Annotated in this window: 22 protein-coding genes; 17 read left to right on the top strand and 5 right to left on the bottom strand. The window is 72.3% G+C overall.

Features of this window, described 5'->3' with window-relative positions; all coding sequences use genetic code 11:
* From VGR37_15715 to VGR37_15690, 6 genes are all read left to right on the top strand, one after another.
* Positions 1 to 812: DUF5715 family protein (locus VGR37_15715; protein ID HEV2148852.1), on the top strand; the 812-nt coding region annotated here is incomplete at its 5' end.
* Positions 813 to 994: 182 nt separating this feature from the next.
* Complete coding sequence (locus VGR37_15710; protein ID HEV2148851.1) at positions 995 to 1378, top strand: winged helix-turn-helix transcriptional regulator; 384 nt, start codon at positions 995 to 997, stop codon at positions 1376 to 1378.
* A 188-nt stretch (positions 1379 to 1566) separates the two neighbouring features.
* Positions 1567 to 2835 carry a glucose-1-phosphate adenylyltransferase gene (locus VGR37_15705; protein HEV2148850.1) on the top strand — a complete coding sequence of 423 codons (1269 nt, stop codon included), beginning with the start codon at positions 1567 to 1569 and terminating at the stop codon, positions 2833 to 2835.
* 4 nt (positions 2836 to 2839) lie between these two features.
* A complete protein-coding gene (gene glgA, locus VGR37_15700) occupies positions 2840 to 4069 on the top strand; it encodes a glycogen synthase (protein HEV2148849.1) in 1230 nt (409 codons plus the stop codon).
* A 76-nt stretch (positions 4070 to 4145) separates the two neighbouring features.
* Positions 4146 to 5933, top strand: coding sequence for a DUF885 domain-containing protein (locus VGR37_15695; protein ID HEV2148848.1), 1788 nt, complete (start codon positions 4146 to 4148; stop codon positions 5931 to 5933).
* A 158-nt stretch (positions 5934 to 6091) separates the two neighbouring features.
* Positions 6092 to 7975: a M2 family metallopeptidase gene (locus VGR37_15690; GenBank protein HEV2148847.1), complete on the top strand. Its 1884-nt coding sequence runs from the start codon at positions 6092 to 6094 to the stop codon at positions 7973 to 7975.
* Positions 7976 to 8002: 27 nt separating this feature from the next.
* On the opposite strand, the gene VGR37_15685 is transcribed toward VGR37_15690, so the two are convergent.
* The gene (locus VGR37_15685; GenBank protein HEV2148846.1) at positions 8003 to 9334 is read right to left on the bottom strand and encodes a M20/M25/M40 family metallo-hydrolase; all 1332 of its coding nucleotides are present in this window, start codon (positions 9332 to 9334) and stop codon (positions 8003 to 8005) included.
* 252 nt (positions 9335 to 9586) lie between these two features.
* On the opposite strand from VGR37_15685, the gene VGR37_15680 reads away from it, so the two are divergent.
* Both VGR37_15680 and VGR37_15675 read left to right on the top strand, forming a co-directional pair.
* Positions 9587 to 10150, top strand: a complete 564-nt coding sequence (locus VGR37_15680) for a hypothetical protein (protein ID HEV2148845.1) — start codon at positions 9587 to 9589, stop codon at positions 10148 to 10150.
* A gap of 144 nt (positions 10151 to 10294) precedes the next feature.
* Complete coding sequence (locus VGR37_15675; GenBank protein HEV2148844.1) at positions 10295 to 11860, top strand: SDR family oxidoreductase; 1566 nt, start codon at positions 10295 to 10297, stop codon at positions 11858 to 11860.
* Positions 11861 to 11885: 25 nt separating this feature from the next.
* Here the strand turns inward: VGR37_15675 and VGR37_15670 are convergent, their stop codons facing one another.
* Together VGR37_15670 and mrdA are read right to left on the bottom strand one after the other, a co-directional pair.
* On the bottom strand, positions 11886 to 12908 hold the full coding sequence (locus tag VGR37_15670) for an alpha/beta fold hydrolase (protein ID HEV2148843.1): 1023 nt from the start codon (positions 12906 to 12908) through the stop codon (positions 11886 to 11888).
* 115 nt (positions 12909 to 13023) lie between these two features.
* Positions 13024 to 14919, bottom strand: a complete 1896-nt coding sequence (gene mrdA, locus VGR37_15665; protein HEV2148842.1) for a penicillin-binding protein 2 — start codon at positions 14917 to 14919, stop codon at positions 13024 to 13026.
* A 188-nt stretch (positions 14920 to 15107) separates the two neighbouring features.
* Between mrdA and VGR37_15660 the strand changes: the two genes are divergently transcribed.
* From VGR37_15660 to VGR37_15630, 7 genes are all read left to right on the top strand, one after another.
* Positions 15108 to 15494, top strand: coding sequence for a BlaI/MecI/CopY family transcriptional regulator (locus tag VGR37_15660; GenBank protein HEV2148841.1), 387 nt, complete (start codon positions 15108 to 15110; stop codon positions 15492 to 15494).
* Complete coding sequence (locus tag VGR37_15655; protein HEV2148840.1) at positions 15494 to 17140, top strand: M56 family metallopeptidase; 1647 nt, start codon at positions 15494 to 15496, stop codon at positions 17138 to 17140. The genes VGR37_15660 and VGR37_15655 overlap by 1 nt, the downstream gene beginning before the upstream one ends.
* Positions 17141 to 17458: 318 nt before the next feature.
* On the top strand, positions 17459 to 17704 hold the full coding sequence (locus VGR37_15650) for a hypothetical protein (GenBank protein ID HEV2148839.1): 246 nt from the start codon (positions 17459 to 17461) through the stop codon (positions 17702 to 17704).
* A complete protein-coding gene (locus VGR37_15645; protein ID HEV2148838.1) occupies positions 17704 to 18267 on the top strand; it encodes a hypothetical protein in 564 nt (187 codons plus the stop codon). The genes VGR37_15650 and VGR37_15645 overlap by 1 nt, the downstream gene beginning before the upstream one ends.
* Before the next feature lie 425 nt (positions 18268 to 18692).
* Positions 18693 to 18884 (top strand): hypothetical protein, encoded by a 192-nt coding sequence (locus VGR37_15640; GenBank protein ID HEV2148837.1) that lies wholly within the window; start codon positions 18693 to 18695, stop codon positions 18882 to 18884.
* Positions 18881 to 19387 (top strand): hypothetical protein, encoded by a 507-nt coding sequence (locus tag VGR37_15635; GenBank protein HEV2148836.1) that lies wholly within the window; start codon positions 18881 to 18883, stop codon positions 19385 to 19387. The genes VGR37_15640 and VGR37_15635 overlap by 4 nt, the downstream gene beginning before the upstream one ends.
* Positions 19388 to 19517: 130 nt before the next feature.
* On the top strand, positions 19518 to 20219 hold the full coding sequence (locus tag VGR37_15630; GenBank protein HEV2148835.1) for a lytic transglycosylase domain-containing protein: 702 nt from the start codon (positions 19518 to 19520) through the stop codon (positions 20217 to 20219).
* Positions 20220 to 20303: 84 nt separating this feature from the next.
* Here VGR37_15630 and infC read toward each other — a convergent pair whose 3' ends face one another.
* On the bottom strand, positions 20304 to 20801 hold the full coding sequence (infC, locus tag VGR37_15625) for a translation initiation factor IF-3 (protein HEV2148834.1): 498 nt from the start codon (positions 20799 to 20801) through the stop codon (positions 20304 to 20306).
* A gap of 152 nt (positions 20802 to 20953) precedes the next feature.
* Positions 20954 to 22318, bottom strand: coding sequence for a hypothetical protein (locus VGR37_15620; protein ID HEV2148833.1), 1365 nt, complete (start codon positions 22316 to 22318; stop codon positions 20954 to 20956).
* 147 nt (positions 22319 to 22465) lie between these two features.
* Between VGR37_15620 and VGR37_15615 the strand changes: the two genes are divergently transcribed.
* Positions 22466 to 23815, top strand: a complete 1350-nt coding sequence (locus tag VGR37_15615; protein ID HEV2148832.1) for a M24 family metallopeptidase — start codon at positions 22466 to 22468, stop codon at positions 23813 to 23815.
* 40 nt (positions 23816 to 23855) lie between these two features.
* On the top strand, positions 23856 to 25304 hold the full coding sequence (locus tag VGR37_15610) for a DEAD/DEAH box helicase (GenBank protein HEV2148831.1): 1449 nt from the start codon (positions 23856 to 23858) through the stop codon (positions 25302 to 25304).
* The last annotated feature ends 177 nt before the right edge of the window (positions 25305 to 25481 follow it).

The raw sequence follows: 25481 nt of genomic DNA, 5'->3' as shown, positions 1-25481 counted from the left end.
CGGCGGCCCCGCGGCAGGCGGAGCGGCCGGTGACCGACCGGGAGCTGGAGCCGGTGCGGGCGGCGATCCTGGAGCGGGGCGACTCCGTCCGCGCGAGCTTCGCCGGGGTGCGCGGGCTCACGCGCGAGGAGCGCGCCGGGCTGCGGCGCGACGTGAACGCGGAGCAGATCGCCACGGCGCGGAGGCTGGGGGTGCGCGCTTCGGGGGACGAGGCGATCGAGCGGCTCGTGCAGCGGGGGCGCCTGGTGGAGCTGGAGGACAGCACCCGCTACTGGATCGTGCGCGACCTGAACCACTCGCGCCCCTACGTGACGCCGGACACGCGGGCGATGCTGGTGGAGGTGGGCCGCCGCTTCCACGCGCGGCTGGACAGCCTGGGGCTGCCGCCGTACCGGATGGAGGTTACGTCGGTGCTCCGGACGCCGGAGACGCAGGCGGAGCTGCGGAGCGTGAACTCCAACGCGTCGCAGGGGGTGAGCGCGCACGAGTTCGGGACCACGCTGGACGTGTCGCACGTGCGGTACTCGGCCCCGGCCGCCGCTGCGCTCACCATCGAGGTGCCGGACGCGCCGGAGCTGACGCCGCAGTTCCGGGTGGTGGAGGCGGTGGTGCTGGAGGAGGCGGCGCGGCAGCACGCCCAGGCCCTCCAGGCGGAGCTGGGCCGCGTGATCGGGGAGATGCGCGCCGAGGGGAAGCTCCGGGTGATGATGGAGCGGCGCCAGCCGGTGTACCACATGACCGTGGCGCGGCGCTTCCCGGCGGACGCGCGCGAGGCGGAGGCGGGGAGCGGGAGGGCGGCGCTGGGGAGGTGAGGCGGGGAGGTGTGGACGATGCACACCACGAGGCCCGCTCCGGGTGGCCCGGGGCGGGCCTCGTGCTGCGCTGGCAGGCCCCGGAGTAGTTTTCTCCTTCAAGAATTTAAACTATGTGCGTACAGATTTAAATTTCCCTCCGGGGTTTTCAAGTACACTTTAAAAGCCCTTCCCCATGCAGCGTGGACCAGGAGGTGCGGCTCCAGGGCGACTGGGAGGAGTGGCTGGAGTTCTTCCTGACCGGCGTGGCGGAGACAGCGGAGCAGGCCACCACTACGGCCCGGCGCATCCTGGACCTGTTCGAGCGCGATCGCCGCCGGGTCGAGGCCCTGGGGCGCACCGCCGGTTCCACGCTGCGGGTACACGAGTTGATGAGGCGCCACCCGCTGCTGGGCGCCGCGCGCGCGGGGGACGAGCTGGGGATGACCCCGCCGACCGTAAACGCAGCTCTGCGCCGGCTGGAGGACCTCGGGATGGTCCGCGAGATCACCGGCCGCAAGTGGGGGAGGCTGTTCGCCTACGAGGAGTACCTCGGGATCCTGAACGAGGGGACTGAGCCGCTGTGAGCGGGACCAGGAAGGTCGGGAGCAGGCTCATCGGCAGCCGCTCCATGACCGCTCCCCGCGACGGGTCCGTATCCTGCGGCACGGGTCGCCGGACCGGGGCGTGGGCCCTGGTGCGGGGATCCGGCGCTTCCTACGTTCCGGACCGCGCGGCGGCTCGCCTCGCCTCACCCTGTCAAGCGCAACGTTCGATGTCCCAGATGCTGGCCGTCATTCTCGGAGGTGGCGCGGGCACCCGGCTCTTCCCGCTCACCAGCGACCGCGCCAAGCCGGCGGTGCCGCTCGCGGGGAAGTACCGCCTGGTGGACGTCCCCATCTCCAACTGCATCAACTCCGGGCTGTACCGCATCTTCCTGCTCACGCAGTACAACTCGGCGAGCCTCAACAACCACGTGGCCCGCGCGTACGTCTTCGACCGGTTCCACGGCGGCTTCGTCACCGTGCTCGCGGCGGAGCAGACCGCCTCGTCCGAGCTGTGGTACCAGGGCACGGCCGACGCGGTCCGCCGCTCCATGGCGCACATCGCCAACTACCCGCACGACCACGTCATCATCCTCTCGGGCGACCAGCTCTACTCCATGGACTACCGGGTGATGCTGGAGCACCACGTGAAGCACGGCGCCGACATCACGGTGGCGGTCACGCCGGTGGTGGCCCGGGACGCCCCCGGGTTCGGGATCCTGAAGATGAACGACCAGTGCCGCATCACCGAGTTCCACGAGAAGCCGCCGCTGGACCAGCTGGAGGGGAAGGAGAGCCCGGTCGCGGCGGAGCTGCAGGAGGCGGGGCGGGTGTACCTGGCCTCCATGGGGATCTACATCTTCAACGCGGCGGTGCTGCGCGACGTGCTGGACGGGCACCCCGACGACCACGACTTCGGGAAGCAGGTCATCCCCGGGTCGATCGACGAGTGCCACGTGGTGGCGTACCCGTTCACGGACTACTGGAACGACATCGGCACAGTGCGCTCGTTCTTCGACACCAACATCATGCTGGCCCAGCCGCGCCCGGACTTCAACCTGTACGACCCGGAGCGGCCGCTGTACACCAACGCCCGGATGCTGCCGCCGGCCAAGGTGATCCGCACCTCGGTGGAGCGGGCCATCATCGCCGAGGGGAGCGTGATCGTGGACAGCGAGATCACGGACGCCGTGATCGGCGTGCGCTCCTACCTCGGACCGGGGACGCGGATCCGCAACACGGTCATCATGGGCGCGGACTACTACCCGTGGGACGCGGGCGACGAGCGCAGCCCGGTGCAGGGCCCCGCCAGCCCGGGGATCGGGGCGGGGACCCGGATCGAGTGCGCCATCGTGGACCGCAACGCCTCCGTCGGGAAGGACTGCGTCATCACCAACAAGGACGGGACGCAGGACGGCGAGGGGCCGGGCTTCTACATCCGGGACGGGATCGTGGTGATCGGCAAGAACGCGGAGATCCCCGACGGCACGGTCGTCTGACGCCATGCGCATCGCCCTCTTCTCGAACGAATACCCGCCCCACGTCTACGGTGGGGCCGGGGTGCACGTGGAGTACCTGTCGCGCGAGCTGGCCCGGCTGGACGGCGGCGCCCACCGGGTGGACGTCTTCGCCTTCGGCGAGCAGCGCGAGGACCGGGGGAGCCTGCACGTGCACGGGATTCCCCCGGCGCCTCCCGTCCCGGCGCAGGACCCCCGGCACGCGCGGCTGCTGGACGCGCTGGCGCGCAACCTGGCCATGGCGGGCGCGGCGGAGGCGCCGGACGTGGTGCACTGCCACACCTGGTACTCGCACCTGGCGGGGTGCCTGGCCCGACATCTCACCGGCGCGCGGCTGGTGCTCACCACGCACTCGCTGGAGCCGCACCGCCCCTGGAAGGTGGAGCAGCTGGGCACCGCCTACCACGCATCCTCCTGGGTGGAGCGGACGGCGTACGGGAACGCGGACGGGGTGGTGGCGGTCTCGGAGGCGATGAACCGCGACGTGCAGGCGCTTTACGGCGTGCCGGCGGAGCGGGTGCGCGTGATCCACAACGGGATCGACCCGGAGGAGTACCGCCCCCGCCCCGACCCGGCGACGCTTCGCCGGCTGGGGGTGGACCCGGACGTGCCCATCGTCCTGTTCGTGGGGCGGATCACCCGGCAGAAGGGGATCCTGCACCTGGTGCGCGCCATCCGGCACCTGGAGCCGGGGGTGCAGGTGGTGCTCTGCGCCGGGGCGCCGGACACGGAGGAGATCGGCGCGGAGATGGCGGGGCTGGTGGAGGAGGCCCGGCGCGAGGCGTCGGCGGCGATCGTGTGGATCCCGGAGATGATCGCCCGAGAGGACGTCATCGCCCTCTACTCGCACGCGGCGGTGTTCGTCTGTCCCTCGGTGTACGAGCCGTTCGGGATCATCAACCTGGAGGCCATGGCGTGCGAGACGCCGGTCGTGGCTTCGGCGGTGGGCGGGATTCCGGAGATCGTCGTCCCGGGGGAGACGGGGCTGCTCGTGGCGTTCGAGGAGAAGGCCGGCGGGTCGGCGGAGCCGCGCGACCCGGAGGCGTTCTCGCGCGCGCTGGCGGCGGCGGTCAACGAGCTGATGGAGGACCCCGGGCGGCGGGCGAGGATGGGGGAGGCGGCGCGGGCGCGGGTGCTGGCGCGGTTCAGCTGGGCCGCGATCGCGGAACAGACGCTGGAGTTCTACCGGGAGCTGGTGGAGGGGGCGCCGCGGTAGGAGGGGCCGTGGGCTCGCGCCGACAGGGGGTTCCACCCATTCTTCGAATCCGAACGTTTACCCGAGGAGGGAGGCGATGACCCGACCGATCCGCTGGACGATCCTTCCCCTGCTGCTGGGGGCGTGCGCCCCTCGAACCCCGCCCGCCGCCCCCACGGAGGTGATGGCGGCCGCCTCCGCTCCCCGGGAGGAGACCGCCTCGCGGGTTCGCGCCCTCGCCGACGAATACGTCCGCGAGCACTTCGTCCGGAATCCCACCGCCGCGACGACGGCGGGGTGGCCCGAGGCGGAGCACGGACGGCTGCCGGACAACTCCCTCGAGGCCCTGCGGGGGTGGCAGGAGCGGGAAGACGCCTGGCTCACCCGGGTGCGGGCGATCGATCCCACCCCGCTGACCGGCACCCCGGACTACCTGACGTACGCCTTCCTGCGCGAGGCTCTGGAGTCGCGGGTCGGACTGCGCGCCTGTCGGGGCGAGCTCTGGGCGGTGAGCCCCACCTACACGGGGTGGCAGGCGGGCTTCGCCTTCCTCTCCAGCGTGCAGCCGGTGGGGACTCCGGAGCTCCGGCAGAAGGCGCTGCAGCGATTCGGCGCGCTCCCCGCCTTCCTGGACACCGAGGTCGCGAACCTGCGCGAGGGGCTCCGGCTGGGGTACACGGCGCCGAAGAGCGGCGTCCGGAGCGTGATCGAGCAGATGGACGCGCTGCTGGCGACTCCCACCGCCGACCTCCCCTTCTACAGCCCCGCCCGGCGTGACTCCACCCCCGAGTTCGCCAAGGCGCTGGAGCGCGTGGCGGAGGCGGAGATTCGCCCCGCCATCCGGCGCTACCGCGACTTCCTGGCGAACGAGTACCTGCCGGCCGCCCGCACCGACATCGCGGTCGCCGCAAACCCCGGCGGAGACGCGTGCTACCGGGCGGCGGTCCGCTTCCACACCTCGCTGGACGTCCCGGCCCGGGAGATCCACCAGACGGGGCTGGGGGAGATGTCGAAGATCCAGGCGGAGATGAAGGAGATCGCCCAGCGCAGCTTCGGCACGGGCGACGTACCCGCGCTTCTGGAGCGGCTGAAGAGCGATCCGCAGTACACCTTCCGCTCGCGCCAGGAGATGATCGACTACGCCCAGGCCGCGGTGGACCGCGCCAAGGCCGCCGTGCCGCAGTGGTTCGGCATCGTCCCGAAGGCCCCGGTCGTCATCCAGCCGTATCCGCCCTTCCAGGAGAAGTCGGCGCCCGGCGGACAGTACAGCGGGGCCCCGGACGACGGCAGCCGCCCCGCCATCTACCTGATCAACACCTACCAGCCGGAGAAGCAGAGCCGGGCGGGGCTGGAGTCGACCGCCTTCCACGAGACCTATCCGGGGCACCACCTGCAGATCGCCATCGCGAAGGAGCGCACCGAGGCGCACCCGATCACCCGCTACTTCGGCACCTCGGGCTTCAGCGAGGGGTGGGGGCTGTACAGCGAGCGGCTCGCGGACGAGATGGGTCTCTTCTCCTCCGACCTGGACCGCATGGGGCTCCTCTCCAACGAGGCGCTGCGCGCCGCGCGGCTGGTCGTGGATGCCGGGATGCACCAGCTCGGCTGGAGCCGCCAGCAGGCGATCGACTACCTCCTGGCACACACCGCGGAGTCGCCCGCGCGGGCCGCGGCGGAGGTCGACCGCTACATCGCGGTACCCGGGCAGGCGACCGCCTACATGCTCGGCAACCTGGAGATCCGGCGGCTGCGGGAGATGGCCGAGCGCGCCCAGGGCGAGGCGTTCGACATCCGCAGCTTCCACGACCGGGTGCTCGAGGAGGGCGCGGTGACCCTTCCCGTGCTGCGGGAGAAGATCGAGCGCTGGGTGGCGGAGGAGAAGTAGGAGGCCGTGCCGGCCGCTGACGTCTCACCTGAGCCGCCCCGGGGTCCCGGGGCGGTTCTCATTTTGTGGCCCGGCATGCTCCCTGCGCCAGCGAAACGGACCGGGCGCCCCTTCCCGCGCCGGGGACCGGTCTGTCCACGCTGAACCGAGGTCGAGCCATGGGTCGAGCTTTCCTGCTGCTCCCCGCCGTGCTGCTGCTCGCGGCCGGCTGTACGCCGGCCGTGCCCCCGCCGGCCGGGGCCCCGCAGCCGGCCCGCGCCGCCCCGACCGCGGCCGAGGCGGCGGCGTTCGTGGACTCCGCCGAGGCGCTCCTGTACGAGCTGGGGGTCAGGTCGTCGCGGGCCGCCTGGGTCCAGGCCACGAACATCACCCACGACACGGACCTCCTCGCCGCCGAGGCCAACCGGCAGCTCCTCGCCGCGCGCACCCCGCTGGCGAAGCAGGCGGCCCGCTACAGCGAGCTGGAGCTCCCCTACGACGTCGACCGCAAGCTCATGCTCCTGCGGCTCGCCCTCTCCATGCCCTCGCCGAGCGATGCGGATAAGACGGCCGAGCTTTCCCGCACCGCGTCCGGGCTCCGGAGCGCCTACGGGAGGGGGAAGTACTGCCCCCCGGGGGGCGGCGAGTGCCTGGACGTCGAGGCGCTCTCCGAGATCATGGCCAACAGCCGCGACCCGCAGAAGCTGCGGGAGGCGTGGACGGGGTGGCGGACCATCGCCCCGCCCATGCGGGACGACTACCGCCGCTTCGTGGAGCTGATGAACGAGGGGGCGCGGGAGCTGGGCTTCCCCGACGTGGGCGCCATGTGGCGCTCGCAGTACGACATGCCCCCGGACGCGTTCGCGGCGGAGCTGGACCGACTGTGGGAGCAGGTCCGGCCGCTCTACGACGCCCTCCACTGCCACGTGCGGGCGAGGCTCGCGGACCACTACGGCAGCGAGGTGGTGCCCCCGGGTGAGCCCATCCCCGCGCACCTCCTGGGGAACATGTGGGCGCAGGAGTGGGGGAACGTGTACCCGCTGGTGGCGCCGCCCCGGGTGGAGGCTGCGTACGACCTCACGGAGCGGCTGAAGGCGAAGGGGTACACGCCGCTCCGGATGGTCCGCCAGGCGGAGGGGTTCTTCACCTCGCTGGGGTTCGACACCCTCCCCGCCACCTTCTGGGACCGCTCCCTCTTCACCAAGCCGCGCGACCGGGAGGTGGTCTGCCACGCCAGCGCGTGGAACATCGACGACCGGGACGACCTCCGCATCAAGATGTGCATCGACGTGAACGCGGAGGACTTCCAGACCATCCACCACGAGCTGGGGCACAACTTCTACCAGCGGGCCTACGCCGTCCAGCCTCCGCTCTACCGCGGCAGCGCCAACGACGGCTTCCACGAGGCGCTGGGCGACGTGGTGGCGCTCTCCGTCACGCCCGCGTACCTCAAGCAGATCGGCCTCGTCGACCGGGAGCCGGGCCCGTCGCAGGACATCGACCTGCTGCTCCGGGACGCGCTGGACAAGGTGGCCTTCCTCCCCTTCGGGCTCCTGGTGGACCAGTGGAGGTGGAAGGTGTTCTCGGGGGAGATCTCCCCGGAGGAGTACAACCGGGGCTGGTGGGAGCTGCGGGAGAAGTACCAGGGCGTGCGGGCGCCGGTGGAGCGCACGGAGGCGGAGTTCGACCCGGGCGCCAAGTACCACGTCCCCGCGAACACGCCGTACGCCCGCTACTTCCTCGCCCGCATCCTCCAGTACCAGTTCCAGCGGGCGCTCTGCCGCGAGGCCGGGTTCGAGGGCCCGCTGCACCGCTGCTCGATCTACGGGAACCGCGAGGCGGGGGAGCGGCTCCAGGCCATGATGCAGATGGGGAAGAGCCGCCCCTGGCCCGAGGCGCTGGAGGCGCTCACCGGCGAGCCCCGGATGGACGCGACCGCGCTCCTGGACTACTTCGCCCCGCTCAAGGCGTGGCTGGACCAGCAGAACCAGTCACGACAGTGCGGCTGGACGGCGGGGACGACCGCGTTCACCTGGGGAGGGCCCGCACCGGGGGGGCGCTGACCCTCCGCTCCGGCCCGGCGTCGGCGCCTACCGGGTGAGCCGGTGGATCAGGAGGGCCGCGCGCTTGGTCTGGAGCGGCAGGGAGGCCAGCTCCACGGTCTCCTCCACGGTGTGCGAGCCGGAGCCGTAGACGCCCAGCCCGTCCATGGCCGCGTCGACGTGGGCCGCGACGAACGACACGTCCGCCGCGCCGCGCCGGGCGGGGTCGAACGGGAGCACCGGGCCGAGCCCGAGCCCCTCGCTGACGTTGCTGTAGAGCCGCAGGAGCTCGTAGTTGGCCGGGGTCGGCGGCATGGACGGGTAGCCGTCCTCGAAGGCGATCTCCGCCCGGGTATGCGGCAGCCCGACCGCCACGATGTGGCGCATCCGCTCGCGCGTGCGCTGGAGCTGCTCGTCGGTGAGGGTGCGGATGTCGCCGGTGGCGACCACCGTCTCGGGAACCACGTTGGTCTTGCCGAAGGCGGTGCCCCGCGCCTCCTGCTGGTCGTACGCCACGTCGGTGCCGCCCAGGATCATGCCGACGTTGAACGTCAGGTTCTCCTCGCCCCGGATCTCGCCGTAGAAGCGGTCGAGGATGCGCGAGGCCTCGTTGATGGCCCCCGCGCCCACGGAGCCGCTGAAGATCCCGGACGAGTGCGCGGGCCGGGCGTGCACGTCGAGCCTCCAGCTGCTGGAGCTGCGGCGGGCGACCACGGCGCGCGCCGTGCCGTCGCCGTCGCGCGAGCCGCCCTCGAACCCGAGCGCCATGTCCGCCTCCCTCCCCGCCTCCAGGAGCACGGCGCGCGCCGCCTCCAGCGGCCTCCCCGGAGCCTCCTCGTCGCCCGTCATCACGACCGTTATGTGAGCCCCCTCCAGCGCGCCCGCGCTCGCCAGCGCCTTCAGCGCCTGGACGATCACGACGTTGCCGCCCTTCATGTCCGCCACCCCCGGCCCCTTCGCGATGCTGTCGTTCAGCCGTTCGAAGCGCTGGAAGGGGCTGTCCCGCTCGAAGACGGTGTCGAGGTGCCCGATCAGCAGCAGCTTCTTCCCCCGGACCCGGCCGTCCCGCGGGCGGAGCGTGGCGACCAGGTGGCCGCCCCGGCCCATCTCCGCGGGGAGCGCGGCGTACCGGACCGCAAAGCCCAGCCGCTGCAGCTCGGGCGCGAGGACGTCGTACACCGCCCGCATACCCTCGGAGTTCAGCGTTCCGCTGTTGAGGTTCACGGTCCGCTCGAGCAGCTCGACGGCCTCCGCCCGGTGCGCTTCCACGTGCGCGGCGATCCGCCGCTCCTGTGGTGAGAGCGCCGGCCGCTCCTGCGCGGGGGCGGCCACGGACAGGACGGAGGCGAGGGCGGTCAGGGGAAGCGCGCGCGGAATCATGGGCTGTGCGGCTGGAGGGACTCCCGTGGGTGGGCGGCCGGTGATCTGGTCACGGGGCAATATGGGGAGGACGGGGGGGCGCTGTCACGCCGCGGAGGCCGGACCTGGACCGCCGCCGGCTAACGGGCGCACAGTTTCGCCCTCCCGCGGATCCGGTACAGGAGCCTTTCACAAGACCCGTTCTCCGTGGATGCTTGTCCGCGGGAAACCCTCCCGGTAGCTTGTGCCCTCCCCCCTCACCCCTGCTTTCCCATGAGCGTCACCGAGCACCTGCTCGTCTTCATCTCCATGATCCTCAGCCTCGGCCTCGCGGACCTGCTCACGAGCGTCCACCGGCTCGTCCACGCCCGAAAGCGCGTGCGCTTTGATTGGCTGCCCGTCGCCTGGGCCGCCTTCATCTTCCTCCTGATCGTCCAGTACTGGTGGAGTTCCTACACGGCCACCCAGGCCGAGGTGTGGCAGAACTTCTTCGGCTTCGCCTTCCTCCTCCTGAGCCCTGTCGTCCTGTACCTGGCGGCGGCATCGGTGCTCCCCGACGTGGAGGCGGAAGGTCTGGTGGACATGCGGGCGCACTACTTCGAGCACCGCACGTGGTTCTTTCTGCTGGGCGTACTCCTCGTCTGTCTGATCGTCGCGACCGCGGTCCTGCGGGGTCATCCCTTCCTCGGCCCCGGTCGGATCTTCCATGCGGCCTTCCTTCTGATCTCCATCACTCTCGCCTGGACAGCGAACCGACGGGTTCACGCCGCCGTGGCCGCGTTCGCGATCGGGCTGCTCGTCCTCTTCATCGTTTCCAACACGCTGCGGATCGGGTGAGGCACTCCTCGGCAGGAGGGCCCGGCAGGTTCTGGTAAAGGCTCCGGACCGCCGCGGATGCGGCACTTTCTCGGCCGTGCGGCCTAAAAGGGGGTGCGAGCGCCGGTTAGCAGGCGCGCACCCTGTCCACCTCACCGAGCGCCGATGTCCACGAGCCCCGCCCGCAGACCGGATTCCCAGAACGAGAACGCTTCCCCGCTGACCGAGCGGATCCGCGCCGCCGCCGACCTCCTCGAAGCCATCGCCGCCGACCGGGCGCTGCTCGCGGAGGCGAGCCCCGAGGACCGGCTGCGCCTGCTCAAGGCCGCCGGCCAGGTGTCGCGCCCGGACGCGCTGGACCGGCGCCGGCTGCAGCTGGCGACCCGCCGCGAGCGCCGGGCCGAGAGGGCGCGCCGCGCCGAAGAGGTGCTGACGGAGACGGGGATCCGCAAGCTGCGCGAGCAGCCCGTCTTCACCACGCCCCGGCTCTTCGCGCCGGCGGACTTCGAGCAGCAGGACGTCACGGGCGAGGAGGACTTCCGGGAGGCGCTGGAGCCGCAGAACTGCTACGTCTGCAAGCGGGACTACTCCGCCCTCCACCACTTCTACGACCAGCTCTGCCCCCCGTGCGCGGAGCTGAACTACCACAAGCGCACGGAGACGACCGACCTGCGGGGCCGCGTGGCCCTGCTGACCGGGGGCCGGGTGAAGATCGGCTACCAAGCGGGGATCAAGCTGCTGCGCGCCGGGGCGGAGCTGATCGTCACCACCCGCTTCCCGCGCGACTCCGCGGCGCGCTACGCGCAGGAGCCGGACTTCGCCGAGTGGGGCCATCGCCTGACCGTCTACGGGCTCGACCTGCGCCACACGCCCAGCGTGGAGGCGTTCTGCCGGGAGCTGCTCGACACCCGCGAGCGTCTCGACTTCATCATCAACAACGCCTGTCAGACGGTCCGGCGCCCGCCCGACTTCTACCGGCACATGATGGAGGGGGAGACCGCGGCGCTGCACTCGCTCCCGGGGGAGGTGCGCCGGCTCCTGGGGAGCTACGACGCGCCCGCCGGCCCGCTCCTGGGGACGGGCGGAGCCGCGGCGGACGCTCGCCGCAGCGCGGAGGCGGTGGGGCTGACGCACGCGGCGCAGCTCTCGCAGGTGCCGCTGCTGCCGGAGGAGCTCGCCGTGCCCCAGGAGCTCTTCCCGGCGGGACGGCTGGACCAGGACCTCCAGCAGGTGGACCTGCGGGAGCGGAACTCGTGGCGCCTGATGATGGCCGAGGTGCCCTCGGTGGAGCTGCTGGAGGTGCACCTGGTGAACGCCATCGCGCCCTTCATCATCAACGCGCGCCTCAAGGAGCTGATGCAGCGCACCCCGGAGCGCGACAAGCACGTCGTCAACGTCTCCGCGGTGGAGGGGCAGTTCTACCGCCGCTTCAAGACGGCCCGGCACCCGCACACCAACATGGCCAAGGCCGCGCTCAACATGATGACGCGCACCTCGGCGAGCGACTACCACGCGGCCGGGATCCACATGAACAGCGTGGACACGGGCTGGGTGACGGACGAGGACCCGGCGGAGCACGCGGCCCGCAAGGTGGCCGAGCACCGCTTCCACCCGCCGCTGGACATCGTGGACGGCGCGGCCCGGATCGTCGATCCGATCATCTCTGGGTTCAACACCGGCGAGCACCTGTGGGGGCACTTCCTCAAGGACTACCGGCCCACGGACTGGTAGCCCCTGGCCGCACCGCGGGCGCAGCTCACCCGGCTGGATCGTCCGGCCCGACGGGCTCCGCGCCCGCGGGCCAGCGCCCGGCCAGGAAGCTTTCCACCGCGGGGAAGAAGATGTCCGGGCGATCGGCAGACGACCCCTTCCCCGCACCCGGGATCAGGAGCAGCCGCCCGTCAGGCACGGCCGCGGCCCACGCGCGCTGTGCCTCGAGGTCTTCCTGGGCGAGAGCCCCGTAGATCACCAGGAGCGGCGCCTGGACGTGCCTCAGCGACCGCGTGAAGTCCCAGTCGCCGAAGGGGCCGGACGGGAGCCGGGCCGTGTAGCGGAAGTAGTACCGGACGGCCTCGGGGGGCATCGCGCAGGTGGTGCCCGTCCACCGGGTCGGCTCGCCCCGCCTGACCGCGCTCTCCCGGATGATGGCTTCCAGATCCCTGCAGAACGCCACCGGATCGGCTACCGTGTCGATCCGCTCGAACTTCGGCACCAGACGTCGCTGCCGCTCCAGCAGGGCGCTGTCCTGCGGGATGCTGCGGGCGCGGGCCATCGTCTCTCCCATGGCCCGTTCGGGAGCCGATGCCCCGAAAAAGACCATGCGCTCGATGCGCTCGGGGTGCTCCCGGGCGTAGTGCGCCACCAGCACCGGGCCGAAGGAGTGGGCGATGATGCTCATCCGCTCGAGTCCGAAGAAGCGCCGCAGGGCCTCCAGGTCGTCCACGAAGTAGCGCATCGCCAGGAGGGACGTGTCCTGCGGCAGCTCCGAGCGGCCTCCGCCACGCTGGTCGTAGAAGATGACGGTGTGGTTCTCGGCCAGGGGCTCCAGCTCGGAGAGGATCGCGTTCATCCCCGCACCCGGCCCGCCGTGGACCGCCACGATCGTGTCGGGTCCGTTCCCGAGGACGCGGTAGAAGATCCTCGCCCCGGCCGCCCCCGGCAGATAGCCTTCGCGCGGCACCTCCCCGGCAGCCGCATCCTGGACGGCGGGCGGGGGAGAGTGCGCGCACCCCATGGAGAGGAGGGCGAAGGACACGGCGAGGGTGATGATGACGCGCATGGCAGTGACTCCGGCTCGGTCCGTGGCCCGATCTGGCTCCGGGGCTTCCGGGCGAGATCTCGGACCCGTGTGCGCAGAACGCAATAGGGGTACCCTACACATCGGCCTGGTTCCGCTACGCCTCGTCAGTCGGCGGGGAGACGGCCGTCCCGGGGACCAGCGGGGCGGGATACCGGTCCATCGCGCCCCAGGGCTTTCGCCCGCTGCTCCAGCGCTCCACCAGCGTGGGCCGGGGATCGAAAGGGTGCCCGTACTTCCGGTCCAGGTAGAAGTTGATCGCCTTCGCCGCGAGCGTGGCGACGTCGTCGCCGTGGAGCCCGTGCTCCACGATCGCCGCGACCACGATCTCCGGGCTGCGGCCGGGCTTCCCCGAAAAGCCCACGAACCAGCCGTGGTCCGGATGGGGAGGGTTCTGGGCGGTGCCGGTCTTCCCGTAGATCTGCCACCGCTCGAGCGAGGCTTCCACACCCGTCCCCCCGGCGCGCGTCACCAGCTCCAGCCCCGCCCAGACCTCCCGCAGCTCCCCGGCGGTCAGCCCCAGGTCGAGCGCCCCCTCGTCCTCCTCCCCGCCGCCCGTGGCGACCAGGTGCGGCCCGGGCGCGGAGCCGTTCCCGGCGATGGCGGAGTAGAAGTGCGCCATCCGCAGCACCGTCTGGTCGTTGGGCCCCTGCCCGATGGCGAGGCTCATCACCTCCGACGGAGCCACGTAGCCGAAGTGCCTCCGGTACCAGTCCGGGCCGGTGGGAAAGCGCCCGGACCGCTCGACGGGGAGGTCGATCCCCGTCTTCCGGCCGAAGCCCATGCGGGTGCCCTGCGCGGTGAGCTCCCGGAGGCCCAGCCGGATGCCGAGTTGGTAGAAGTAGACGTTGCACGACTTCTCGATGGCCTGCGCCAGGGTGAGCGAGCCGTGCCCGGAGCGCTTCCAGCAGCGGGCGTACCGGCCGGCATACGCCATCCCGCCGGTGCACGCGAGGGGCATCCGCGTGTCCGCCGTCACCAGTCCGCGCCGGACCCCGATGGCCGCGACCACCGTCTTGAAGGTGGAGGCGGGCGGGTAGGTGGCGATGGTGGTGCGGTCCAGGAGCGGCTTCATAGGGTCGTCCCGGAGCGCGCTCCAGAGCGACGGCCGGATCCCGTCCACGAAGTCGTTGGGGTCGAAGGTGGGATGGCTGTACAGGGCCAGGATCTCCCCCGTGGAAGGGACCATGGCGACGACCGCCCCCTTCATGGTGTCGGGGAAGATGTCGTGGACGTACTCCTGGAGTCCCAGGTCCAGCGTGAGCCTCAGCTCCTCGCCGGGCTCCGGGGCGAGCGCGCCCACGGAGGCGCGGGGATCCACCACCCGCCCCATGGCGTCCACCTCCACGAAGCGGGCGCCGTCCTCCCCGCCGAGGTGAAGCTCGTACTGCTTCTCGATCCCCGCCTTCCCGACCATGCGCCCCTGCCTGTACCCCGCCCCCCGGTACGCACTGCGCCCCAGCTCCTCCCGGGTGATCTCGCCCACGTAGCCGACGACGTGGCCGATCGCGGCGCCCGCCGGGTAGTGGCGCCGGGGCCGCTCCACGACCATCACGCCCCCGAAGGCGGCGCGCCGCTCCTCGAGCGCCGCCGCCTGCGGGAAGGTGGCGTCGTCGGTTACGGTGAGCAGGTCGTGGGGGCGAGCGCCGCGCCGGTCCATGAGCGCCTCCACGTCACCGGCGGCGAGCCCCAGGAAGGGGGCCAGGTCCACCAGCGTCTGCCGGATGGCCTCGGCCGGGGCGGGGAGGAGGGACACGGAGTAGCGGGTGGTGCTGGTGGCGACGACCTCCCCGTTCCGGTCGTGGATGGTGCCGCGCGGCGCGGGGATCACCACGGGGCGGAGCCGGTTCGACTCGGAGCGGACGGTGTACTGCTTTCCCCGGACCACCTGCGTGTGGAAGAAGGCGGTCAGGAGGGTGGCCATCACGATGGTGATGACGAAGACGGCACCGAGCGTCCTCGGGCGGCGTGGATCGGGTTGGAAGAGCCTCATGGTTCCCCTCTGGGTCGGCGTGGACGTGGAGCGAGCACGGGCCGGGACCGTGGGCGAGGGTCTCCGCAAATACTACGCCCGTAATATTACGATTGTAGAACCGGCCCGGAACTTGCGCGCACTGTTTGCCGGGCGGCGGACGTCCGTCCGGGGGGCCGCGGAATGCCGGGTCGACTGAGGGGGAGCGAATGGATGAAGCGCCGGAGCTGACGGAGCTGCAGCTGGAGGTGATGGAGGTCCTCTGGTCGCGCGGCGAGGCCACCGTGCTCGAGGTCCAGGAGGCGATCCGGGCCGAGCGCGGCCTTGCGCACTCGACCGTGGCCACGCTGCTCTCGCGCCTGGAGAAGCGGGGCCTGATCGACCACCGGGTGGAGGGCCGCCAGTTCTTCTACCGGCCGATCGTGTCCCGGGACGCGGTCCGGGAGACGATGGTGGAGGGGGTCGTGGACCGCCTGTTCGGGGGGAGCGCCGCGGCGATGCTGGCGCACTTCCTCGGCACGCGGCGGGTGGATCCACAGGACCTGGCGCAGGTCAAGGCACTGATCGAGCGCCAGGAGCGCGAGGCGAGGGAATAATGATCGCTGAACAACTGGCGGCGGCCGGCGGGATCCCGGCCCTCCTGCTCGGGTGGGCGCTCACCTACCTGGTCCACAGCACCCTGCTCCTGGGCGGGCTCTGGCTGCTCACCTCCCGGGGAGTCGGCTCCTGGGCGGTCCGCGACACGCTGTGGAAGGTGGCCGTGGTGGGTGGGATCCTGACCGCCACGATCCAGACCGCCGCCGCGTGGGCGCCCGGGGCAGGGCCCCCGGCGACGGTTGCGGCGGGGAGCCTGTCCGGAGGGGGCGAGGGCAGCCGGGGAGTGGCGCTGTCGCCGGAGCCCGGTTCCCCCGCCGCCGCGGGCGTGCCGGACGGATCCGGCCCGCGGCTCGCGCTCCCGCGCGGATACCGGCTCCAGGTCCACCTGGACGGGGAGCCGGCGTCGGCCAGCACGGGTGCGGACGGTCGGGTCCGGGTCCGGTGGACCGTGTGGTTCCTCGCGGCGTGGGCGCTGGGGGCGGGGCTGGGGCTCGCCGCGATGGTCCGGGCACGCGTCCGCCTGAGGCGGCTGCTGCGGTCGCGGTCCCCGGTCGCGGACCCGTCGCTCCGGGCGATGCTCAGCGACCTGTGCCGGCAATCGGGTGTCAGGCGCACCGTGCGGCTCACGACGACGGACCGGCTCCGGACGCCCTTCGCGATGGGCACCCGGGAGATCTGTCTCCCCGCCCGTGCGCTCCGCCGGCTGGACAGGGAGCAGCAGCGGAGCGTCCTCGCGCACGAGCTGGCCCACCTGCTCCGGCGGGATCCGTGGTGGTTCACCTGCCTGGCCGTGATCGAGCGCGTCCTGTTCTTCCAGCCGCTGCTCCGCCTGGCCCGGCGGGAGATCCAGGAGGGCGCCGAGCTCCTGTGCGACGACTGGGCGGCGCGGCAGGTGGGGGGACTGGAGCTCGCCCGCTGCATCGCCGAGATCGCCAGCTGGAGCGCGGCTCCGCCCCAGGCGCTCGCAATGGCGCGCATGGCCGGATCGGGTCCGCTCACCCGCCGCGTGGACCGGCTCCTGGCCCCCAGTGCGGTCACGGATCGCCCCCGGAGCCGGGTGTGGGCGGGGCTCGCCGGCGGGCTCGCCACCCTGGCGGTCGCATGTGCGCCGGGGGTGTCCGTGCGAACCGTCGGGTCGGACGCGGCGGTACACGTGCAGGACGAGGGCGGGGCGGAGGTGGAGGCGCCGGCGAATGCGGCGGCGGAGGGGGCGGAGGCTGTGCAGCCGGCGGAAACGCTGGAGGCGACCGTCACCGTGGAGGCTGACGGGACGATCGTCTACAGCACCGGGGCGGTCGACGAGCCGCGTATGGTGGTGTGGGCGCACGGCCCCTTCTGGCAGAGCCAGGAGCAGCTCCAGGGCCGCATCCGTCTGGAGACGCAGGGGCGGATCCGGTTCTCGGCGGATGGGACGGAGATCGTGGAGCTCTCGAAAGGCGCTCGCTTCGTCGTCGAAGAGACCGATACGAGCGGGGTGAGACGGCTGGAGGTGTTCCGCGGGGAGGATGACGGCGTGCGGTACGCCTACTCGGTGGACGGGCGGCCGGAGCCCTGGCGCCAGACCCGTGAGCAGACGCGCTGGCTCGGGCCGTTGACGCGTGAGCTGTTGCGGGTCTCGACGCCCGAAGCCCGCGCCGCGCTGTAGGGCAGGGCTGCACGAGCGCCGGACGGAGCCCACCGGGCGGGCCCGGGCCAGGGCGCGGCTTCAGAAAGCTTATCCGCGATTTGGCCGCATATTATCGTAGATTTGCACTGCCGAATCGTGAGGCAGGCTGAACGATCCGGGAGCTCCAGCGCCACACCCAGTCGTCATCTCCGAGCGAACCTGCCCAGTCGCGTGCGCTGTCGCGGGTCGAGCCGGAGGACGGTCTGGCCGCCGTCACCCGGACCCTCCATCTCTCTCCCGGCCGTCCACCACCTCCGGTTCGCTCATCCGGCCATCCTATACGGCGAGGAGAATGCCATGTCCGGCCACAGCAACGATCCAAAGCCCGCCAAGGGTGACCAGCAGCCGGATGGCGACAAGGACAGGATGGCGAAAACCAAGCCCATGCCGCCGAACACGGATCCCGAGTTCAAGAAGTGGGCAGAAAAGCAGCCCAAGGCAAAGGAAGGGGACAAGGGGAAATCACCTCCCGACCCGCCGAAGGACCAGAAGGAACCGCGCGAACACGGGAGCCCGCACCCCAAGACCGAGGAGGACAGGTAATGATCAACTACTTACACTCCTACTCGAACCATCGCCCGGGTGTCGACTGGAACACCTGCGGATCGGCCGCCATCGCGACCATTGCGGACTACTGGGGGCGTAACCCCTACGGCCTGGCCCGTCGCCAGCACGACGGGACCAACGGGCGATGGTACTGGAACGACGGCGAAGCGATCGACGCCGTCATCCGCGGCGGCTACGGGCCCGACGTGGTGTTCGGCTGGGGTACGACCGGGGGGCGCATACAGAACGCACTCCGGAGCTATGGCCTCAACGCGTCGGTCGGCCACTCCGGCTTTGGTTCCTGGGGTTGGGAAAACCTCTACCGCACCCTCGAGAGCTATCTCTACTGGAACCGGCCGGTCCCGGTGATGATCGATCTCGGAAGGATCGGCGGCCCGGCATGGGGCGTCCACTGGGCCATCGCGTACAAGATCGCCGATGGTAAGGTCTATCTCGGCAACTGTGGATGGAACCCCTCGCCCACCATCCGGCAGTTCCAGGATGCCTGGCACTGCTGGTTCCTGCCGTACGGCTTCAACCACTGCGCGGTATACTGCTAGTTCCAGGCGATCCAGGGCGGGCTCGCGCGGACCACGCGGCGGCACTACGCGCCCCGCGCGTCTCGTTCGTGGCGAGCCGCGCGTTCGCCCGCCCCTGGATCCGCTCGACCAGCCCTCGGCCGCGCCGGTGCTCCCCTCCACCCTCGGCCAGTCCCCATTATTCCTCGCAGGAGGGCCCACCAGAGCTGATCAGCCTGTGATCGCGCCGCTCGATTCTGCTTCCGGACCGCTCCCGCTTCCACCCGCAGGGTGCGTCTGCCGCCGTCAGCCACTAGTTTTGAATTTGTAGAGGCACATCGTCCTTCCACGCTCTCGCTGTGACCCTCGTGAGCCAGGACCCCGCCCGCCAACCCGTATCCCCACGACACTCTGGAGGAGCCTCCGGAGCGGCTGCGGGGCGTCCCGGTCCGGCCGACGATGAGGGCGTGCCAGCCCGCGAGGATGCCTCGGCGCTCCACAGCGCCTCACCCTCCGACCCCATCCAGCGGGCACTCGCGTATGGGATCGACATCTCGCTGCTCCGGAGCAATCTGCAGCGCACCGTCGCCGAGCGCCTGAACGCGCTCGACGCGAACGCCGCCTTCATTCGCGGAATCCGGAGGCCGCCCCGTCGGTGAGCTTCTACAGCATGCTGCGGGGGCTCCAGGACGCCGGAGTCCGCCATGTGGTCGTCGGCGGGGTGGCGGGGACCGTACACGGCTCGCCTCACGTGACGCAGGACCTGGACGTCTGTTACGACACGGCCGGCGAGAACCGAGCCGCCCTGGCCGCACTGCTCCAGGACTGGGGGGCCCACCTCCGGGGCGCGCCTGCCGACCTTCCCTTCATGCTGGACGCGCGGACGCTGCGCGACACGCCCTTTCTCACCCTGCGCACGCGCGAGGGAGACCTTGACCTCCTCGACCACGTGCCCGGAGTGGGCGGATACCCGGAGTGCCTGGACGCCAGCGAGCCGGTCCAGTGGGAGGACGTCTGGTTCCGGGTCCTTTCGCTCCCTGCGCTGGTCGCGGCGAAGCGCGCTACCGGGCGCCCCAAGGACCAGGCGCACCTCGTCGAGCTGGAAGCCCTCCTCGCCCTGGAAACCCCTCCCTCCAGCGGCTACACTGACGACCCGACCTGACCTGCAGCAAAGCGCGATTCCCGCCATCCTGCGCCTGGAATTCCAAAGTTAGGCCTTGCCGCCCTCCGCCCTCCCCTTTAGACTGCGCCGCTTCAACCGGTCCCCCGGACCATAAAAACGGAGGAAACCGTTGAGCACAGCAGCTCTGAACGTCGGCAGCATGGCATCCGGGGGCGTCCTGCGACGCCCCGCGCTCTGGGCGCTGTTCGCCCTCTGCGCCTGGGTGTCGCCCGCCACCGGGCAGCAGGGGGACAGTACCCGCCTACCCGCCCCCGAGACGCCGCAGCTCGGCGAGCACGCCCCCTTCGGGCGTGAGTTCTGGGCCCGACTCCGCGAGGAAGCACGCCGCTTCCGCGAGCTGGAGATCGGGTCCTTCGTTTATGCGAGGCAGTACGCCATCTCCGACGAGCTGGCCCGGATGATCCACGAAGAGGCCCGCGCCCAGGGGATCGACCCCGAGCTGGCCTTCCGCCTGGTGCGCGTGGAGAGCCGCTTCCACCCCCGCGCCCGCAGCCACGCCGGCGCCCTGGGCCTCACCCAGCTCATGCCCGGCACCGCGCGCGGCCTGGACCGGCGGATGCGCACCGCCGAGGCCATCATGGAGCCCCGCGCCAACCTCCGCGTGGGCTTCCGCTACCTGCGCGGCCTGATCGACCGCTACGACGGCGACGTGCGCCTGGCGCTTTTGGCCTACAACCGCGGCGAGGGCGCCGTGGACCGCTCCCTGCGCCGTGGGCGCGACCCGGAGAACGGGTACTCCCGCAAGGTGCTCGGCACCGGCCGGAACGCCTACCGGGGCACCGGCCTGGTGCAGCAGCGCCCGAGCGACTAGACACACCCCGGACCGGTTGAAGCCGAAGGGGCGCGCACCCGCCGCGGGTGCGCGCCCCTTCGCGCGTGCGGGCCCTCCGCGCGCCTACTCCCGCGCCGGCGCCAGCGTCATGAAGAGCTGCCGCGCCTCGAACCGGTCGCTCCGGTTCTCCACCTCGGCGACGTCGCCCAGCGCCTCGCTGACGTCGTCCAGCACCTTCCGACCCAGCTCCGGCCGGCGCATCTCGCGGCCCCGGTAGCGGACGGTCACCTTCACCTTCTTCCCCTTCTCCAGGAAGCGACGGGCGTTGCGGACCTTGACGTCGAAGTCGTGCGTGTCGGTGAGGGGGCGGAACTTCACCTCCTTCACGTCCACCGTGTGCTGGCGCTTGCGTGCCTCGCGGGCCGCCTTCTGCTGCTCGTACTGGTGCTTCCCCCAGTCCATCACCCGCACCACCGGCGGGCGGGCCGTGGCCGCGACCTCCACCAGGTCGAGCCCCGCCGAGCGGGCGGCCTCCCGGGCCTGGTCCAGGGCGACGATCCCCACCTGCTCGCCGTCCGCGCCGATCAGGCGGACCGGGGAGATGCGGATCTGGTTGTTCACGCGCGTCGTTTCGGGTCTGGCTGCGATGATGTCCTCCTCGCCGTGAGACGTTCCGGGAGCGTCGAGCTCCCCTCGCGGGCCGGCCGCTCGCGCCCGGCCCCCTTCACCCTACACTGAGGGGCGTCCTGCGTGCCCCCGCACGCACCGTTCCGTCAGCGCTTCTTCCGCGGCTTCCCGCCCGTCTTCTTCGCCTTCGCGCCGCCCCCGGACGCCCCCCCGAGGGCCTGCTCGTTCAGCGCGCCGATCCACTCCGCCATCGCCACGTCCACCTCGTAGTCGTAGAATGGCCCCTCCGGGAGCTGCGATCGGTCCACCTCCGGCGGGAGCTCGTCCGCGCCGACCTCGCGGGCGATCCCCGCCTCCAGCAGGAGGGGCGGGAGCATCTGCAGGGCCTCCGCCGCCTCCTCCTTCCCCGGCGCGGGGCGGACCTTTCGCGGGAGCTTCGTGGACGAGACCAGCCTCGTGATCATCGCCTCCACCTTGAGGGCGTCCGGGAGGGCGTCCCCCATCTCCCGGAGCGCGCGGGCCAGGGCGGCCGGCCGGTCCGGGTCCGACTCCGCGAGCACGACCATCCCCGGGGAGCGCAGCCAGGAGCCGTCGCCGCGGGGGATCAGCCGCCCCAGGGCGAGGGCGCCCGCCCCGTAGTGCGTGTCCGGGGCGTGCTCGCACACCCGGAGCGTGGCGCCGTCCAGCGGCGAGGCGAACGTCGCCTCCTCCCCCTTTCGCTCCCGCACCTCCCACACCCCCGCCACCGACCCCAGGAGCCCGTATGCCATGGCCCGCTGCCTCGCGGGGAACTCCTCCATCTCCTCGTCCTCGTACAGGAATTCCAGGAGGGTGCGGTCGCCCAGCCCCAGGAAGGGGCGGTCCACGAGCGCGAACTCCTGCTCTCGCACCCCGCGGGCGAACTCGTGGTCCCGCTGCCGTCCGGCCGGGGTCCACCGCTCGAAGTACCACCGCGCAGCCGCGCGCTCCAGGGTGAGCAGGTCGTCGCCCTCCACCCAGGCCTCCAGCCGCTCGTACAGCGGCTCCAGGAGCCAGACGTGCGCCTGCGCCGGGGTCACGGGGACGCCGGCGAGGACCAGCCCCTGCTCGTCCTGCGTCGCGAGCATCACGTCCAGCTCCATGTGCTCCAGCCCCGCCTCCCGCAGCAGGGCGCCGGCTTCGGCCAGCACCTCCGTCGGCACGTCCTCCAGCGCGGCCGGAAGGAGCGCCGCGGCGGGGCCCTCCGCCAGCTCCCGGATCGCCTCCCGCTGGGCGGACGCGGACTCCCGCAGCTCCGCGGCGGAGGGGGCGTCGCCGCCGTGGAAGGCGCGGAGCACCACGCCGCGGGCCAGCTCGCGCCCTCCCTCCCGGAACTCCCATTCCTGTTCCAAAGCGTCGGGGCCGAAGAGCACCGCCAGCGACAGGAAGGTCGCGGTGGCGCCCAGGGCGTGCACGGCGTCGGCCAGCTCGTCGCGGACGGGGACGAGGCGCGGGCCGGGATCCGGGTCGGGGCGTGTGCGCTTGCTCTTCATGGCTGCCGGAGGCGAAGGGGGGATGGAGGCGATGCTCCGCGGGGGCGCGCAAACGGTGGGCCGCGCCTTGCCCCCGGCGCGCGCGCCGCCGTAGACTCCGCGTGACGGCGAACGCGCCCTCTTCCGCCCCATCCGAGCCCCGGTCCCATGAAGCGCACCACCCTTGCCCTCCTCGCCCTGCTCCTGGCCGCCCCCGCCGCGGCGCAGGAGCGCCCCTTCGGCACCCTGCGCGAGCAGGCCCAGACGCGGCAGGAGTGGCTCCGCCTCCGCCTAGAGCGCGTCCTCCCCCGGCTGATGCGTGAGCAGGGCGTGGGGATGTGGATCGTCCCCATGCGCGAGTACAACGAGGACCCCGTCTTCCGCGCGCTGGTGTCGCCCACCACCATGGCCGCCCGCCGCCGCACCATCTACGTGTTCTGCGACCGCGGCCCGGAGCGCGGGGTGGAGCGGATCGCCATCGGCGGGACGGCGCAGGGCGGGCTGTACCGCGTGGTGCGCGACCCCGACGCCGCGGTGGGCTCGGCCGGCGTGCAGCAGCGCGCCGCCGAGCCGTACGGCCCCGAGCAGTGGAAGCTCCTCCCGCCCCTGGTGGAAGCGTGCGACCCGCGGACCATCGCCGTGAACATCTCGCATGCGCACGCCTTCTCGGACGGGCTCACCGCGGGGGAGTGGGAACAGCTGAGCGCCGCGCTCCCGGAGCGGTACCGCGAGCGGGTGGTGCGGCGCGAGCTCCTGGCGCTGGACTACCTGGCCGAGCGCATCCCGGAGATGATGCCCGCGTACGTGGAGATGCAGAAGCTCGCCCACTCCATCATCGCCGAGGCGTTCTCGGAGCGCGTGATCACCCCGGGGACCACCCGCACCTCCGACGTGGTGTGGTGGATGCGGCAGAGGGTGAACGACCTGGGGCTGGGGAGCTGGTTCCAGCCCTCGGTGACGGTGCAGCGGCGCGGCGTGGAGATGGGCGACTCCGCCGACCCGGTGATCCGGCGCGGCGACGTGCTGCACACCGACTTCGGGATCGTGGCGCTGGGGCTGCACACCGACACCCAGCACATGGGGTACGTGCTGCGCGAGGGCGAGACCGACGCCCCGCCGGCCTGTACGCCGCTCCGCAACTCCAACCGGCTGCAGGACCTGCTCCTGGAGGAGATGGTCCCCGGCCGCAGCGGCAACGAGGTGCTGCGCCGCGCGCGCGAGCGGATGCGTGCGGCGGGGATCGACGGCACCATCTACACGCACCCCATCGGCGACCACGGCCACGGCGCGGGCGCCATCATCGGCCTCTGGGACCGGCAGGAGGGCGTCGCCGGCTGGGGCGACCCGCCGCTCCGCCCCAACACCTGGTACTCCATCGAGCTGCAGGCCACCACGCCCGTCCCCGAGTGGGGCGGCCAGCGGGTGCGCATGGCGCAGGAGGAGGAGGCCTGGCTGGATGCCGACGGGACGCGCCGCTGGGTCCTGGAGCGGCAGGAGCGGTTTCACCTGGTGCGGTGAGGAGTGCGTGAGTGCGTGAGTGCGAAAGTGCGGGAGTGAAATGCCTGAGCCCGATGACGTGAGCCAGCCGCCCGACACGCCGCAGCCCCGTCCGGAGATCCGGTACCGGAACGGGCTGGCGGTGCTGCGGAGGGTGCGGGAGCGTCCGCCCGCGTGGATGGTGTACGATGCGCGGGCGGACGCGTACGTCGCGCCGGGGAGCCGGCTCCCGGAGCTGCGCGCCTGGGCGGAGGAGCGCGGCATCGCGGAGGGCGGGCGCGGGGCGGAGGCGCTGGACGCGCCGCTGCTGGACCCGCGCGAGCCGCGGGAGTACCAGCGCGAGGCGCTGAAGCGCTGGGAGGCGGCGGGGGGGCGGGGGACGGTGGTGCTCCCCACCGGCGCAGGGAAGACGCTGGTGGCGCTCCTGGCCGTGGCCGCCGGGGGGCGGGGCGCCTGCGTGGTGGCGCCCACGCAGGCCCTGGTGGGGCAGTGGTTCTCGCAGCTCGCGGACGCCTTCGGGGCGGAGCGGGTGGGGGCCTTCTACGCCGCGGAAAAGGAGGTGCGGCCCGTCACCGTCACCACCTACCACTCCGCCTTCGCGCTGCTGGAGCGCTGGGGCGAGCGCTTCGACCTGCTGGTGCTGGACGAGGCGCACCACCTGGCGGACACCGCCGGGGGCGAGGCCAAGGCGTGGCACGACGCGCTGCGCATCGCCCCGGCGGCGCGCCGGCTGGGGCTCACGGCCACCTACCCGGACGGGCGCGACGCGGAGCTGCGGCGGCTGGTGGGCCCGGTGGTGTACCGGCGGGCGGTGGGGGAGATGAGCGAGGCGGAGCTGGCCGGCTTCGCGCTGGAGCGGCGCTTCGTCCCGCTCGCCCCCGAGGAGGCCGAGGCGTACCGCCGCCGCACGGAGGCGTACGAGGCGTACGTGGCCGCGCGCGGGTGGGCGGACACGCCCGCGCGCGAGTTCTGGCCCTGGTTCATGGCGGACACCCGCCGCTCCCCGGCCGCGCGGCGCGCCTTCCGCGCCTGGCGCGAGCGCGAGCGGATCGTCGCCGGCTCCGCGCCCAAGCTGCGCGAGGCGGAGCGCATCCTCCGCCTCTTCCCCGCCGAGACCGCCGTGCTCTTTTGCGGGAGCGCCGAGGCCGCCGAGGCGGTGTCGCGCCGCCTGGCCGTCCCCATCGTCACCTCCGAGACCCCGGCCTCCGAGCGCAAGGCGGTGCTGGACGCCGTGGCCGCGGGGGCGGTGCGCGCGGTGGCGAGCGTGCGGGTGCTGGACGAGGGATGGGACGTCCCCTCCGCCAAGCTGGGCGTCGTCCTGGGCGACAGCACCCGCGGGAGCCCCCGCCAGTTCGCGCAGCGGCTGGGCCGGCTGCTCCGCCGCCAGGGCGACTCGGTGGCCTCGCTCTTCGAGATCGTCTCGGCGGGGACGCACGAGTTCTACGCCTCGCAGCGGCGCGGCCGGGGGCTGCGGGGCGGGCCGGACCGGCAGCTCGGGCTGGGGATCTGATGCTGCGCCGCACCCAGGTGGACCCCTTCGCCCCGGTGCGCGGCGGCGAGGTGGTGGTGGACTACCTCCCCCGCACCGAGGGCGTGGTGCGGCTGCTGGACCGGTGCTGCCGGCTGGTGCGGCGGCTGGAGGGGCGCCCCCGCCGCGACGTGGCCGAGGCGCTGCGCCGGCAGGAGC

Source organism: Longimicrobiaceae bacterium (assembly GCA_035936415.1).
GTDB lineage: Bacteria > Gemmatimonadota > Gemmatimonadetes > Longimicrobiales > Longimicrobiaceae > JAFAYN01.
The sequence above is the reverse complement of the archived record's forward strand: the minus strand, read 5'-3'. Positions and strand labels throughout refer to the sequence as shown.

Coding starts and splice junctions, on each gene's coding strand:
- VGR37_15660 (HEV2148841.1), top strand. CDS start 15,108: ATGGATGAAGCGCCGGAGCTGACGGAGCTGCAGCTGGAGGTGATGGAG.
- VGR37_15610 (HEV2148831.1), top strand. CDS start 23,856: ATGCCTGAGCCCGATGACGTGAGCCAGCCGCCCGACACGCCGCAGCCC.
- VGR37_15615 (HEV2148832.1), top strand. CDS start 22,466: ATGAAGCGCACCACCCTTGCCCTCCTCGCCCTGCTCCTGGCCGCCCCC.
- glgA (HEV2148849.1), top strand. CDS start 2,840: ATGCGCATCGCCCTCTTCTCGAACGAATACCCGCCCCACGTCTACGGT.
- VGR37_15705 (HEV2148850.1), top strand. CDS start 1,567: ATGTCCCAGATGCTGGCCGTCATTCTCGGAGGTGGCGCGGGCACCCGG.
- VGR37_15655 (HEV2148840.1), top strand. CDS start 15,494: ATGATCGCTGAACAACTGGCGGCGGCCGGCGGGATCCCGGCCCTCCTG.
- VGR37_15645 (HEV2148838.1), top strand. CDS start 17,704: ATGATCAACTACTTACACTCCTACTCGAACCATCGCCCGGGTGTCGAC.
- VGR37_15680 (HEV2148845.1), top strand. CDS start 9,587: ATGAGCGTCACCGAGCACCTGCTCGTCTTCATCTCCATGATCCTCAGC.
- mrdA (HEV2148842.1), bottom strand. CDS start 14,919: ATGAGGCTCTTCCAACCCGATCCACGCCGCCCGAGGACGCTCGGTGCC.
- VGR37_15620 (HEV2148833.1), bottom strand. CDS start 22,318: ATGAAGAGCAAGCGCACACGCCCCGACCCGGATCCCGGCCCGCGCCTC.
- VGR37_15650 (HEV2148839.1), top strand. CDS start 17,459: ATGTCCGGCCACAGCAACGATCCAAAGCCCGCCAAGGGTGACCAGCAG.
- VGR37_15675 (HEV2148844.1), top strand. CDS start 10,295: ATGTCCACGAGCCCCGCCCGCAGACCGGATTCCCAGAACGAGAACGCT.
- VGR37_15695 (HEV2148848.1), top strand. CDS start 4,146: ATGACCCGACCGATCCGCTGGACGATCCTTCCCCTGCTGCTGGGGGCG.
- VGR37_15670 (HEV2148843.1), bottom strand. CDS start 12,908: ATGCGCGTCATCATCACCCTCGCCGTGTCCTTCGCCCTCCTCTCCATG.
- VGR37_15690 (HEV2148847.1), top strand. CDS start 6,092: ATGGGTCGAGCTTTCCTGCTGCTCCCCGCCGTGCTGCTGCTCGCGGCC.
- VGR37_15685 (HEV2148846.1), bottom strand. CDS start 9,334: ATGATTCCGCGCGCGCTTCCCCTGACCGCCCTCGCCTCCGTCCTGTCC.